This is a genomic window from Streptomyces sp. NPDC050759 (assembly GCF_044456945.1).
Classification (GTDB): Bacteria; Actinomycetota; Actinomycetes; order Streptomycetales; family Streptomycetaceae; genus Streptomyces.
The window spans coordinates 343182-356960 of sequence record NZ_JBITGI010000005.1 but is presented as its reverse complement, the minus strand read 5'-3'; the positions used below and the strand labels follow the sequence as shown (position 1 = coordinate 356960).

The following is a 13779-nucleotide window of genomic DNA, read 5'->3' as shown; positions in this document are numbered from 1 at the left end:
CGTTCCCTCACGGCCCGGTGGGAACCGGAACGCGTGTTCCCCTGTGTGTCTTCTGTGAGACCACCAGTTCTTTGAGGCTCGACCAGCCCAAGGGGGAACAGAAACAGTGAAGTTCAGACGACTCAGACTCGCCGGAGCCGCGGCGAGCGCGCTCGCCGTGGCCTGCACCGGGCCGCAGGCGTGGGCCTCCGAGCAGCACGAGACCGCCCCGGTACCGACCCTGACCTGGTCGGACTGCCAGGGCGGTTTCGAGTGCGCCGACGCTCAAGTGCCCCTGGACTACCGGGAACCGCAGGGCAGGACCCTCACCCTGGCCGTCATCCGCAAGAAGGCCGCCGACCCCGCCAAGCGCAAGGGCACGCTGTTCCTGCAGCCCGGCGGCCCCGGCAACTCCGGTGTGGATTTCGTGCGCGGCAACTACGACGACCTGCCGGCCGCACTGCGCGACGACTTCGACGTCTTCGGGTACGACGTGCGCGGGGTGGGCCGCAGCTCCCAGGTGGTGTGCTGGGACGACCCGACGTACACGAAGGCCGTCACCGCCGCCAAGGGCGCCCCGGGCCCCGGCGCCTACCAGCCCGCCGTCCAGCAGGCCGCCGACTTCGACCAGGCCTGCCAGGACAACGCCGGCGACCTGCTGCCGTACGTCGGCACCCAGTACGTGGCCCGGGACATCGACCTCCTGCGCCAAGCGCTCGGCGAGGACCAACTCACCTACTACGGCCGCTCGTTCGGCTCCTACATCGGTACGGTCTACGCCGCGATGTTCCCGGACCGGGTCCGCGCGCTCGCGCTCGACGGGGCGTACGACCCGGAGCACTACACCAACAAGCCCTACGCCTACGACCGGCCGCAGTACCTCGCCCTGGACGGCGCGATGGGCCGCTTCCTGGACTGGTGCAAGGCCGACCAGGCGACCTGCGGTTTCGGCGACGGCGATCCGCGGGCCGCGTTCCAGAAGCTCAAGGCGGACCTGGACGCCAACCCGGTGCCCACCGCCAACGGGGGCCAGGCCAACGGCTACACCCTCGTCTACCGGCTGATGTTCAACATCAACGAGGGCAAGGTCATCTGGCCCTCCTTCGGCGAGGCCCTGCGCAAGGCGCAGCAGCGCGACAACACGTCGTTCCTGCTGCGGCCGCCGTCCCCGGCCAGCTTCGACTTCCTCAACCCGAACGTCGTCGTCGAGTGCGTCGACAAGAAGTACCCGACCGACCGGGACCGGCTGAAGCGCGAGGTCACGACCAACGCCAGGCTGGCCCCGCTGCTGGGCCCGGCCATGGCCTACGGCCCGCCGACCTACGACCACCAGCACGCCACCGCGTGCGTGCAGTGGAAGGGCGAGCACGTCAGCCGCTACGCCGGTTCCTTCCGTGCGAAGGGCTCCGCACCGATCCTCGTCATCGGCAACACCGGTGACCCGGACACCCCGTACCAGGACGCGGTGGCCCTCTCCCGTGAGCTCGACAACGGCCGCCTGCTCACCTTCAGGGCCGAGGGACACACCGCCTTCGGCCGCAGTGTGTGCGCGTCGGACGCGATCACGAGCTACCTGGTGGACCTGAAGGTCCCCGCTCGCGGCGCGAGTTGCGCGGACGAGACCCAACCGCCGTCGTCCACCCCGACGGTGGCTCCGCCCGGTACGACGCTCACGGAACTCCGCAACGGAGTGAGCGACCGGGTCGACCGCATCGGCTCGCTGCGATAACGGCGTGAGGGCCCGGGTCTCAGGGGGAGGCCCGGGCCCTCTCGCGTCACAACAAGCGGGTCAGTACAGGGCGACCCTCGGCTGCACGGTGCCCTGGGCGTCGGGGTCGACGACCGTGATCCGGTAGACCTGGGTGAGGGTCTCGCCGGCGCGGAGCGTGTGCTGAGCGGTCGTCAGGTCGGTGAAGAGCGTGCCGGTCTGGCTCGCGGTCTCCACCGGCCGCCAGCAGCCGTGCGCGGTGCGCTGCTCGACCACGACGTCCGACGGGGTGAGGAAGGGGCCGGCGTCCGGCGACTCCACGAGGAGCTGCGGGGCGACGGTCCGGTCCGCCGAGGAGTCGTTGCGGTAGGTGACGGTGACCTCGTGCCGCTCGCCGTCCGCCACGAGGGACGTGGTGGGCAGGTCCACGAAGTCGACGGGTACGGCGGTCTGCTGGGCCTGTGCGGTGGCCGCGGCCGGCTTGGCAGGAGAGGCCGCGGCGGCGGGACCGGCGGCTGCCAGACCCGCGAGGGCCACGGCGACGGAAACGAATGCGATCTTGAGACGTCTGGTGCTCTTCGACACGTTCACTGTTCCTCGTGATGCGTGGGGGGTTTCAGGAGTTACCTGTAGATGAGACCTCAACGAGGAGTAATACGTTGCCTGGATCTCGTGGATATTCCGTGGATACCGCCCGGTAGCCCACCTCGAACTCCCGTTGCCTTCATGGCGGACTGATAACTTCCGCGTCACCGGCCTGGGGGAACGTTGCCGGTACCCGACCTTCACAAATGAATCCAGGCGGAATTCCTTGCGCACCACTCGTGAATATCCAGGAGGAAGGCACCGCTGGGTGCCGAAAAGCCGGCGCGGGAGAATACTCGCGGCCTCGGGCATGTCCGTACTGGCCTTGGCCCTCGTCGCTCCTCTCGCCTCCGCGGCCCTGACCAGCCCCTCGGACCCGGCCACCCCGACACCGGGGAACCGTGTCACCGACACCTCCCAACTGCCGTCCGGCTGGCAGAAGTCCGGCGACCGGATCGTCACCTACGACGGTGACGGCACCGGACTGCACGTCCTGGTCGCCGACGCGGCCGACGCCTACACGTGGCACACCGCGGCCACCCTCTCCGAGCCGGGCATCGACACCGACCAGTGGATCGGCCAGACCTGTGTGACCGGGTCCGGCGACCGTGCCGTCGTGGTCTACGCGCCCCGGCAGGCCGTGAACGACCAACAGGGCTTCCAGCAGGGCGCGTTCGCGGCCGTGGTCGACCTGGCCGACGGCACCGTGACCAAGCTGCCCGAGCTGGTCTCCCTCGCCTACTTCAACCCCGGCTGCGGCGACGGCGAACAGGCCGTCCTCACCCGCCCCGAGGGCACCGGCACGCAACTGCTCACCGTCGACGCCCAGAAGGGAGAGCTGGTCCGGCAGCAGACGGTCGCCGGTCAGCTCACCTCCGCCGTGCCCTTCGGGAACGAGATCGCGGCCGCCCGGGGCGACTCCGTGGTCTCGGTGGACGCCAAGGGCTCGACCAGCACCCTGGCCAGGACCGACGGCACGCCGTTCCGGCTGGTGCCGGACGCGCACAGCGGGCTCGCCTACCAGGTCCCGGCCGGGAAGAAGGTGCAGGTCCGCCGGGTCACCTCGGCGGGCGCCGACAAGCTCCTCGGCTCCGGCGCGCTCGGCGCCCTCGCGGTGCACGGCAACGGCGGCCGGGTCTTCGTGACCGGCAAGGACGCCGGGGACGCCGTGCCTGCCCTGCCGAAGAGCTGGCAGACGCTGGACGTGCCGGCGTCCGCCGAGGTCTCCACCACCGGCGACCTCGCGCTGACCTCCGTCGGCAACGGCACCGAGGCCGCCGGCGGCAGGAAGGCCGCCGCGGACATCGCCCAGTCGGTCGGGATCAGCGCGGTGGTGCCCGGCTCCGACACCGCGTTCGGCTTCCGTGTGAAGCCCAAGGCGTCGAAGGGGACTCAGGGCGATGAGCAGTCCCCGGCCCTGACGGACGGCATCCACACCAACAGCATCACGCCCGGCGACGACGATCCGTCGACCTCCACCACCGACCCCGACCGCGCCTGCGCCGTCACCCGCAACGACCCGAAGCTCCAGTCGCTCCAGCCCTCGACCGCGCAGGCCGAGTGGGCGACGGACCTCGCCGTGCAGGGCAAGCTCGACGTGCGCCGCCGCAGCGGCTGGAACGGCAGCGAACTCCCGTCGTACACCCCGCAGGGCCTGTTCCCGTCCACCCCGCTCAAGGGCGGCGGCCGGGTGCCCGCGCAGATCATGCTCGGGGTGCTCTCCCAGGAGTCCAACCTGCTCCAGGCCAGCTCGCGGGCGGCCGCGGGCGAGAGCAGCAACTTCATCCAGGGCGGCTACTACGGCAACGCCGGCAGCGTCCACACCGTCAACTGGGCGGCCGCCGACTGCGGTTACGGCATCTCCCAGGTGACCAGCGGCATGGCCGACGCTGACACCACCTACACCGCCGTGCAGCAGCAGGCGATCACCGTGGACTACGCGGCCAACATCGCCGCGGGGCTCCAGATCCTCCAGGACAAGTGGAACCAGCTGTACGACAAGGGCCTGCTCGTCAACGGCGGCGACCCGCAGTACCTGGAGAACTGGTGGCTCGCGCTGTGGGCCTACAACAGCGGCTTCAACCTGCCCAGTGCGACCGACGCCACCGCCCCCTGGGGCCTGGGCTGGTTCAACAACCCGGCCAACGGCATCTACCCGGCCGACCGCAAGATGTTCCTCTCCTCCGGCTACGACGACGCCCGCAACCCCAACCTGTGGTCGTACCCGGAGCGGGTGCTCGGCTGGGCGGCCTACTCCCAGCAGAAGACCGACCCGGCGACCGGGGCGACCGTGCGGGCGTTCACCGTCGGCGACTGGCCCACCGGCAACGCGCCCGACGCCCAGGCGCCGCACGACACGTTCTGCAAGCCCACGCTCAACGACTGCGACATCAGCAAGCCGCGCAAGGTCGAGGGGTCGAGCCAGCCCGAGGGGCCCTGCCAGCGGGACGACTTCAAGTGCTGGTGGCACCAGCCGGTGAGCTGGACGGACTGTACGGCCACCTGCGGCACGGAGGTGCTGAAGTACCAGGCGACCGACCCCGAGCCGGTGGTCGTGGCCCCGCATCCGGCGGCCTGCGCCTCCACGCTCCCGGCGGACGCGCTGATCGTGGACGACGTGCCGAACACGGTGAAGTTCCGGGTCGGTGGCGTCAACCCGTGTGCGGGCCAGAAGAACTGGACCAGCCGGGGGACGTTGACGTTCACCTTCGGGTCGGCGCAGCAGAACGGTGCGACCGTGTACCCCTCGAAGATCGACTTCCATCAGCTGGGCGCGGGCTTCGGCGGGCACTTCTGGCTCACCCACACCCGGGTGCCGAGCTACACCGACTCGGTCGTCACCGGCACCTGGACGCCGGACCGGAAGATCGGCGGCTGGGCGGAGATCATGGTGCACCTTCCCGACCACGAGGCCAACACCCCGTCGGCGACGTACCGCATCGACGTCGGTGACGGCACGGTCGTGGAGAAGACGATCTCCCAGGACACCGGCGGCAAGAACACCTGGGTCTCCCTGGGCTCCTACGAGTTCAAGGGCACCCCGAGCGTCTCCCTGAGCTCGGCCACGGCGGACGGCACCGGCGACGCCTCGATCGCCTGGGACGCGCTGGCGTTCGTACCGCGGAAGGGGGAACCGGCGGACGCGGCGAGCCCGTCGCCGTCGAAGTAACCCAAGTAGCCGCGTCCGCCGACCGATTCGGCGGACGCGGCCCACTCCCAGGGACGCGGGCAACGGCAGCCCCGAACGGAAAGCCGACGAACAGGGCACACCCCCCAGGGACGCGGGCAACGGAAAGCCGACGAACACGGCACACCCCCCCAGGGGCGCGGGGAACTGCGCGACCAGCCACAAAACACCCGCAGCCGCCCGACGACCTCCCCCGACACCCCCGTAGACGCCCCGCCCAGCCCAGCGCAGCTGCCCGGCCCCCGGAGACTCACCCCGAGGCGGCGGCCCCCGCCCGCGCGGCCTCGACGAACGCGGCGATCAGGGTCGGGTCCTTGACGCCCCGGCTCGCCTCCACCCCGCTGGAGACGTCGACGCCCCAGGGGCGGGTGACGTCGACGGCCTCCCGGACGTTCTCCGGTGTGAGGCCCCCGGCCAGGAGCCACTTCTCGCCGGCCCCGGCCACCTGCTTGCGCGACCAGTCCCAGGCGATGCCGGACCCCGGCACCGGGGCGTCGAGCAGCAGCATGTCCTCGCCCAGTTCCCCGCAGCGCGGCACGGAGTCGCCGAAGGCGGCCGCGCGGATCAGGGTCCAACCGCCGGACGCGAGTTCGGCGTAGTAGTCGCGGTCCTCGGGGCCGTGCAGCTGGACGGCCCCGATGCCCGACTCCGCGGCCACGGACCGTACGTACTCCAGGGGTTCGCGGCGGAACACCCCCACCGTCACGACGCTCTCGGGCACCCTGGCGGCCAGCCGCGCCGCCGTCGCGGGGTCGATGCGGCGCGGGCTGTCGGAGAAGACGAAGCCGATGGCGTCGGCGCCGGCCTCGACGGCCGTGTCGACGTCCTGCTCGGTCCTCAGGCCGCAGATCTTCACGAAGAGCGTCATGCCGCCACGGTATCCAATTCGTGTCCATGAACAACGATCACATACATAACCGTTGACGCGACCATGGCAAGCGCTTACCTTCCGAACGATACGTGCCCCCGTCGCCGCACACCATGGAGACGAACGATGCACCTGAGACCAGTCATCACCTCCGTCGGCCTCATCGCCGGCACGCTCGTCGCACTGTCCGGCACCACAGCGCAGGCCGCCACCACCCGCTACGAGGCCGAGTCCGCGCCCGCCACCTGCACCGGAGCCATCGAGACCGAGTACGCCGGCTACTCCGGCAGCGGCTTCTGCAACGGCACCAACGCCACCGGCGCGTACGCCCAGTTCACCGTGTCCGCACCCGCATCGGGCACGGCGACCCTGAGCGTCCGCTTCGCCAACGGCACCACCACCGCCCGCCCCGCGGACATCATCGTGAACGGCTCGACGGTCTCCTCGGCGTCCTTCGAGTCCACCGGTACCTGGACCGGCTGGACCACGAAGACGCTCACCGTCCCGGTGAACTCGGGCAGCAACACCGTCCGGCTGAACCCGACCAGCGCGAACGGCCTGCCCAACGTCGACTACCTGGACGCCGAGACGTCCGGCACGACGACCCCGCCGCCGTCGAGCAGCGCCCTGTACGTGTCACCGAGCGGCACAGACAGCGCGGCCGGCACGGTCACCGCCCCGACCACCCTCGCCTCGGCGATCAGCCGCATCTCCGCCGGCGGCACGATCTACATGCGGGGTGGGACGTACGCCTACTCCTCGACGGTGACCATCCCGGCCGGCAGCAACGGCACCTCGTCCGCACGCACCACGCTGTCCGCCTACCCGGGCGAGACTCCGGTGCTCAACTTCTCTGCGCAGAGCGAGAGTTCGACCAACCGCGGGATCCAGCTCAACGCCAACTACTGGAAGATCTACGGCCTCGTCGTCGAACGCGCCGGGGACAACGGCATCTACGTCGGCGGCAGCAACAACGTCGTCGAGCGCACGGTGACCCGCTTCAACCGTGACACCGGCCTCCAGCTGGGCCGGATCGCCTCCTCCACCCCGGCGAGCCAGTGGCCCGCCAACAACCTGATCCTGAGCGCCGAGTCCCACGACAACGCCGACTCCGACGGCGAGGACGCCGACGGCTTCGCCGCGAAGCTGACGACGGGTACCGGGAACGTCTTCCGTTACGCGGTGTCCCACAACAACATCGACGACGGCTGGGACCTCTACACCAAGACCGACACCGGCGCGATCGGCCCGGTGACCATCGAGTACTCGCTGTCCTACGGCAACGGCACCCTCACCGACGGCTCCCAGGCCGGCAACGGCGACCGCAACGGCTACAAGCTCGGCGGCGACGACATCGCGGTCAACCACGTCGTGCAGCACAGCGTCGCCTACGGCAACGGCCATCACGGGTTCACCTACAACAGCAACCCCGGCTCGATGACCATCACGAGCAACGTCTCCGTCGCCAACACCGAGCGCAACTTCAACTTCGAGACCGGCACCTCGGTCTTCCGCGGCAACACCTCGTGCAACAGCGGAGCCAACGACCGGTACGCCGGTGACGCCGACAGCTCCAACCAGTTCTGGTCCGGCACCAACGGCTCCCGCTGCTCCACCTACGCGGGCGCCCTGGGCTGGTCCTACGCCTCCAACGGCAGCCTGGTCGTGACCTTCGGCGGCAAGCAGATCACGCTGTAGGGCACCGCGGGACCCCGGGCCGCGTGTGATCCGTGCCCGGGGTCCCCTAGCCGTCACTGCTTGGGCGCGGCCTGCTGGACGACCTCGAAGGTCCACAGCGTCGAGCCGGAGGCGGCGGGCCTGGGGCGGCCCTGCTCGCCGCCGCCCCCGTGCGAGGCCTGCGACATCCCGGACATCCACTTCTGGAAGTCCTCCTCGCCACGCCAGCGTGTGTACACGAGGTAGGTGTCGGTGCCCTCGACCGGGCGCAGCAGCTCGAACCACTCGAATCCGTCCGAGTTCTCGACGGTCCCCGCGCGGGAGGTGAACCGCTTCTCCAGCGTCTCGCGCTGCTCCTCGGGGACCGTGAGTACGTTGATCTTGACGATGCTCATGGCGCCCATTGTGCGCCAAAGGGCATCAGCGGGACGTCAGCGTGCCGCCGCCCGGGCGGGCACCTCGCCCTTCCCGCCGACGACGGCGGTCTCCATCACGGCGCTGGTGCCGGCCAGGGTCTCGGTCGTGATGCCCCGGTCCGGGTCGGTGATGTAGAAGCGGGAGCCGAGCAGGGCGAGGGTCTCCTTGTCGAAGATCCACTCGTCGCGGGTGGCGAAGCCGGTGTCGTCGAGGGTGATGGCGATCCCGTGCCGGCCGGCCGCGTCGACGGCGTCGGGGATCTCCCGCACACCGGGCAGCTTGGCGGCCGCCTTGTAGAAGGCGGCGGCGTTCGCGGGCGGCATGATGGTGCCGCCGATCAGATCGCCGATCAGGGAGAAGACCGCCTGGTCCCGCGACTCGCCCTCGACCGGCCTGGCCAGCTTGCGGAGCCTGGCGAGCAGGGCGTCGGGATCCGTGGGCAGCGAGGCCAGCCACCGGTAGGTGGGGTGGTCGACGCCCGCCGGACGCGGATCGGGGGACTCGACGGGGAGCATCTGGTCCGGCATGATCGCGTCCTTGCCGCTGGCCTTGATCCACCCGGTGACCCGGAGCGGGCCCGGGTCCTGGGAGGTCCACCGCTCCTCGGTGTGCAGGGCGCCGAGCCGCACGGGGCCGGTGAAGCTGCCCGTGTTCTCCCGCACCAGCGTCCTGACGTACACGAACTGGTCGTCCCGCACCCGGACCGTGTCGCTCGCCATGGCGGCCGTGGCGATCCGGTTGAGGGTGACGGAGGCGCCGGCCGTGGTAGCGGACGGGTCGGGTCCGGTAGCCGGGCCACGGCCGTCCACGGAGAGGGTCACGAGCAGGGCGCCGGCCAGGGCCGCGGAGGCCAGCGGCACCAGTACGGCGGGCCGCAGGAACCGGTTCCGCCGGGGCGTGACCGCGGTGTCGTGATCGATCTGCTGCATCAGTACGTCCTTGAAGTGACGGTGGCGCTCCGGCGGGAGGTCCCACTCCGCCGGGGTCGACAACAGCTCCTCGGCCTCGCTCATCGGGTCTCCTCCCGCAGGAACAGGGCCGCGAGCGCGGCCTCACTCTCCATCTCTCCGTGGACCCGGGGTGGTTCCGTCCCGGTTCGCCCCGGTTCCTCGGCTTCCTCGGCACTCAGTCGCGCGAGCCGGGCCCGGGCGCGGGACAGCCGGGAGCGCACCGTGCCGACGGGGACGCCGAGCGCCTCGGCGGCTTGCCGGTAGTCGAGCCCGGCGGACACACACAGCGCGAGCACCTCACGGTCCTGCCGTCCGATGCGGCTCAACGCCCGGTGCACGACGGCCAGTCGGCGGGCGTCGTCGATACGGCCCGCCGTCTCCTCGGCGAAGTCCTCGACCGGGCGCGGCTCAGGACTGCGGGCCAGGAAGGCGAGCCTGCGCCGCAGACCCCGGTTGGCGTTGTACGCCTTGTGCGTGGCGATGCCGAGCAGCCAGGGCTTGAGCGAGCCGCCCTCCGGCTCCACCGTCTGTCTCGTCCGCCAGGCGGCGAGGAAGGTCTCGGACATCGCCTCCTCGGCCTCCGCCCAGTTCCCGGTCAGCCGCAGGGCATGGTTGTAGACCGCCCGCGCGTACCGGTCGTACAACTCCCCGAACGCCGCCCGGTCCCCGGCCCGAATCCGCGCCCGGTCCGGTTCCGCCACCTCTGTTTCCCTCACACCCGTAACGCTCCGCACCTCGCCCCGCAGTTCCTGTGCTCTGCGCCACACACACGCCTTGCGGCACACGCTGCCGGCATCGCCCCGCACCAGCGTCGCCGCGGAGCGCTTACGCTGCGTCCATGGAGCAGCGAGAGGTCATGCAGAACGTCGTCGGCATCCTCACCGAGGCACTGGAGATGCGACGGCAGGTCCGCGAACACCCCGACCGGCAGGCCTCGCTGACCGGGGCGATCTCCGCGCTTCTCGTGGAGACCCTCCCACGGATCCACCTTCCCGCGGACGCCAGTGGCCTCGCGGCGGCGGACGCCGTGGCCGAGGAGCTGGGGCCCGCCATCGCGAGCATCGCCAACTGCTTCGCGTTCGCCTTCGTCCAACTGGCAGAAGTCCACGACGCGGGCCGCACCGACACCTCCGCGGAGGTGCTGCGGCACATCTCCCTCCAGTTCGCGGGCGGCACGCAGAAGTAGCCGCGAGCCCCGTCGACATTTGTGCAGCGACATTTCTGCGGTGACATTTGGTGCGGCGAATCGACATCCGATCCGGCGCGAGCGACGAACAGCACCAGGGGAAGCACCGGAACGGGCTCCCGGGGCGACGAGGGAGGCGCCGGGGGCCCGTTCGTGTGCGGTGCGTGGGCGGTGGTTGCGGGTCACCTTTTGGGCAGGCCCAGCCGGCCCCGGGTCGCGGCCAGCAGGATCAGGGCCGCCGCCGTCGTGCTGAGGAGCAGGGCGTGGGCGAGGTCGCCGTCGGACAGCGAGGGGAACATGTCCGACCAGGCGATCGAGAAGAAGTTGTTGACGCCGGTGTGCAGCAGCATGACCAGCGGCATGCTCTCGCCGGACGTGTTGAACACCCAGGTCATCACGCAGCTGAACGTGATCGTCATCGCGATGAACTCCACCGGCACGGTCCACGCCACGTGCGGCCCGCCGCCCCACTCCGTGAGGAACAGCGGCAGGTGCCAGCAGCCCCACAGCGCGCCGACGAACAGGGTCGCGGTCAGGGGGCCGTAGCGGAGCTGCATCCGCGGCATCGCGAACTCGCGCCAGCCGGGCTCCTCCGCGAGACCGGTGGTGATCATCTGGATGAGCAGTCCGGGAAGAAAGGCGGCGAGGACCATCACGGGCGGCAGTGCGGGACCGCGGCCGGCCAGCACGGCCGAGGCGAGGGTCAGCGTGGCCGGCACCGCGAGCAGGACGACCAGGTACCAGCGCCAGCTCACCTTGAACTTCGTCATCCTGGCCCGCCAGGTCCGCAGGCCCGCGCGTCCCTCCGTGATCCCGGTGACCAGCAGGGCCGAGGCGATCGGGCCGAGGTAGGCGCCGGGCAGGACGCCCGTGACCTGGGTGGCGCCGCCGGAGCCGGGGAAGGCGAAGTGCCAGACGCCGAGGCCGTTCTCGGAGAGGACGTACGGCGTCCAGGCGGCCCAGCTCAGCGCGAAGGCCAGCGTGAAGAACCAGGTCAGAGGGTTACGGCGGATGCTGCCGCGCAGACCGCCGTCCGCTTGCGGAGCGGGTCGGGTCTCAGTGCTGTCGGTGCTGCTGCCGGTGTTCACGGGGACGTGGACGCTCACCGCGGATCCCTTCGGAGGGGCTGATGTGATGGCTCCAGCACATCAGCGCGGCGCCCCCGGATCATTGCCGCGCACGCCCCGACTCCCGGTACAGCAGGCTGTACCTCAGCGGGCTCGGCGCGCGTCCTCCAGGTAGCGCAACACCGCCGCCACCCGCCGGTCCACCTGGTCCGTCGGCGCCAGGTCCAGCTTCGCGAAGATGCTCCGGATGTGCTTGTGCACGGCCCCGTCGGTCACGAACAGCCTCTCCGCGACGGCACTGTTGCCCAACCCTTCGGCCATCAGGGCGAGTACGTCCTTCTCGCGCGGGCTGAGCCGCTCCAGTCGCGCGTCCTGACGTGACCGCGTGAACAACTGCGCGACGACCTCGGGGTCGATGGCGGTGCCGCCGGACGCGACCCGGCGCAGCGCGTCGAGGAACTCCTCGACCCGGCCGACCCGTTCCTTGAGCAGATAGCCGAGCCCGCCGACCCCGCCGGTCAGCAGCTCGGTCGCGAAGCTCTGCTCGACGTAGGCGGAGAGCACGAGGACGGCGAGTTCCGGCCTGCGCCGCCGGGCCTCGACGGCCGCGCGGATCCCCTCGTCGGTGTGCGTGGGCGGCATCCGTACGTCGAGGATGGCCACGTCGGGCTTGTGCGCGTCGATGGCGTCGAGCGCCCCCTCGGCGGTGTCGGCGGTGCCGACCACGTCCAGCCCTTCGGCACGCAAGAGGAGGGCGAGCCCCTCCCGCAGCAGAGGATCGTCCTCGGCGATCACGATCCGCATGACAGTTCCCTCTCCAGACTCATCGGGCCACCCGACGCACTCGCCGGACGAACAGCGTCCTCACACGGGGCCGCGCCCCACCGCGCACCACCACTCACACACCGCACGGCAGATCCGCCTCCAGTACCGTCGGGCCGCCCGGTGGGCTCGTCAGGTGGAGGGTGCCGTCGTGGGCGGCGATGCGGTGGCGGATGCCGGTGAGGCCGGAGCCGGCGTGCTCGTCGGCGCCGCCCCGGCCGTCGTCCGTGATCCGCAGCAGGAGCCGTGAGCCGGGGGCGCGGACCGTGATCGTGGCCCGGGACGCCCCGCTGTGCTTGGCGATGTTGGTCAGCGCCTCGGCCGCCACGAAGTACGCGGTCGCCTCGACGGAGGCCGCACATCGCCGCGGCATCTCGACATCGACCGTGCACGGCACCGCGCTCTCCGCCGCGAGCCCGGTGAGCGCCCCGGCCAGCCCCCGGTCCGCGAGCACCGGCGGCAGGATGCTGCGGGAGACCGTCCGCAGCTCGGCCAGCGCCTGTTCGGCCGCGGACTGGGCCCGCTCCAGGAGTTCGTCGGCCCCGGCCGGATCACGGGCGACCATGCGGCGGGCGGCCCCGAGCAGCACGGTCACCGTGACGATCCGGTTCTGGGTGCCGTCGTGCAACGAGCGCTCGATGCGCCGCAGTTCGGTGGCGTGGGCGTCCAGCGCGGCGGCCCGGGTGGCGGTCAACTCGGCGACGCGCAGGGAGAGATCCGCGTCGGGACCGGCCGACAGGAGCCGGCGCCCCGGACTCGCCTGCAGCCGCGCCATGCCGGGCGTGAGCCCCAGCATGATGGCGATCCAGCCCGCACCGAGCAGGCACACGGCCAGGGCTTCCGGCCACGAGTGCGCGACGCCGATCCCGATGGACGTGGCGGTCGCGTCCTTCGGGGCGAGCTTCCAGTACAGCGGAAACGCGGTGTCCCGTACGGCGAGTACCGGCAGGACGAAGCCCAGCAGCCCCAGCGGCAGGCCCACGACCAGATGCCGGACCAGCCACAGCAGTTCACGCCGGGTCGTGGGGTCGGCGAGGGCGGGCCACAGCCGCGTCGGCGGGGGCTCGGGGGCGATGACCTCGGGGCCCCACCGCGCGAGCCGGACGCGTTCCATGCCGGCCAGGGCGTGCAGCACGCGCACCCCGCCGGGCGCCAGCACCAGCCACAGCAGCACGAACGGCGTCAGGACGGCCGTACCGAGTCCGGAGACCAGCTGGCCGAGCGCGGCGGCCGCGGTCGTGGCGGTCCCCACGGCAAGGCTCTTGACGTCGGCGGTGGCCATCCGAACCCCCTCTGGCTGGAGGACAACGACCCTAGGCGGAAAAATGGTTCG

Annotated in this window: 12 protein-coding genes; 4 read left to right on the top strand and 8 right to left on the bottom strand. The window is 71.1% G+C overall.

Translation table 11 applies throughout. The features are described from left to right. Positions 1–106: 106 nt before the first annotated feature. Complete coding sequence (locus ACIBJB_RS18165; RefSeq protein WP_398931570.1) at positions 107–1708, top strand: alpha/beta hydrolase; 1602 nt, start codon at positions 107–109, stop codon at positions 1706–1708. 60 nt (positions 1709–1768) lie between these two features. Here the strand turns inward: ACIBJB_RS18165 and ACIBJB_RS18160 are convergent, their stop codons facing one another. Continuing rightward, positions 1769–2272, bottom strand: coding sequence for a signal peptide protein (locus ACIBJB_RS18160; protein WP_398931568.1), 504 nt, complete (start codon positions 2270–2272; stop codon positions 1769–1771). A 310-nt stretch (positions 2273–2582) separates the two neighbouring features. On the opposite strand from ACIBJB_RS18160, the gene ACIBJB_RS18155 reads away from it, so the two are divergent. Beyond that, complete coding sequence (locus ACIBJB_RS18155; RefSeq protein WP_398931567.1) at positions 2583–5441, top strand: hypothetical protein; 2859 nt, start codon at positions 2583–2585, stop codon at positions 5439–5441. Between the two features lie 268 nt (positions 5442–5709). On the opposite strand, the gene ACIBJB_RS18150 is transcribed toward ACIBJB_RS18155, so the two are convergent. Further along, on the bottom strand, positions 5710–6327 hold the full coding sequence (locus ACIBJB_RS18150) for a phosphoribosylanthranilate isomerase (RefSeq protein WP_398931565.1): 618 nt from the start codon (positions 6325–6327) through the stop codon (positions 5710–5712). Positions 6328–6453: 126 nt separating this feature from the next. On the opposite strand from ACIBJB_RS18150, the gene ACIBJB_RS18145 reads away from it, so the two are divergent. After that, a complete protein-coding gene (locus tag ACIBJB_RS18145; protein WP_398931563.1) occupies positions 6454–8025 on the top strand; it encodes a carbohydrate-binding protein in 1572 nt (523 codons plus the stop codon). A 53-nt stretch (positions 8026–8078) separates the two neighbouring features. On the opposite strand, the gene ACIBJB_RS18140 is transcribed toward ACIBJB_RS18145, so the two are convergent. From ACIBJB_RS18140 to ACIBJB_RS18130, 3 genes are read right to left on the bottom strand one after another with little or no spacing between them, the layout of a single operon-like run. After that, a complete protein-coding gene (locus ACIBJB_RS18140; RefSeq protein WP_398931561.1) occupies positions 8079–8399 on the bottom strand; it encodes an antibiotic biosynthesis monooxygenase family protein in 321 nt (106 codons plus the stop codon). A 36-nt stretch (positions 8400–8435) separates the two neighbouring features. Then, on the bottom strand, positions 8436–9434 hold the full coding sequence (locus ACIBJB_RS18135; RefSeq protein ID WP_398931559.1) for a CU044_5270 family protein: 999 nt from the start codon (positions 9432–9434) through the stop codon (positions 8436–8438). Next, on the bottom strand, positions 9431–10087 hold the full coding sequence (locus ACIBJB_RS18130) for an RNA polymerase sigma factor (RefSeq protein ID WP_398931557.1): 657 nt from the start codon (positions 10085–10087) through the stop codon (positions 9431–9433). The genes ACIBJB_RS18135 and ACIBJB_RS18130 overlap by 4 nt, the downstream gene beginning before the upstream one ends. A 122-nt stretch (positions 10088–10209) precedes the next feature. Here ACIBJB_RS18130 and ACIBJB_RS18125 point away from each other — a divergent pair, with 122 nt between their 5' ends. Beyond that, entirely contained in the window at positions 10210–10557 is a 348-nt protein-coding gene (locus ACIBJB_RS18125) for a hypothetical protein (protein WP_398931555.1), read from the top strand. 182 nt (positions 10558–10739) lie between these two features. Here ACIBJB_RS18125 and ACIBJB_RS18120 read toward each other — a convergent pair whose 3' ends face one another. From ACIBJB_RS18120 to ACIBJB_RS18110, 3 genes are all read right to left on the bottom strand, one after another. Then, positions 10740–11663 (bottom strand): CPBP family intramembrane glutamic endopeptidase, encoded by a 924-nt coding sequence (locus ACIBJB_RS18120; protein WP_398931553.1) that lies wholly within the window; start codon positions 11661–11663, stop codon positions 10740–10742. 105 nt (positions 11664–11768) lie between these two features. Further along, positions 11769–12428, bottom strand: coding sequence for a response regulator transcription factor (locus ACIBJB_RS18115; protein ID WP_398931550.1), 660 nt, complete (start codon positions 12426–12428; stop codon positions 11769–11771). 94 nt (positions 12429–12522) lie between these two features. After that, the gene (locus ACIBJB_RS18110) at positions 12523–13728 is read right to left on the bottom strand and encodes a sensor histidine kinase (protein ID WP_398931548.1); all 1206 of its coding nucleotides are present in this window, start codon (positions 13726–13728) and stop codon (positions 12523–12525) included. Positions 13729–13779: the final 51 nt, after the last annotated feature.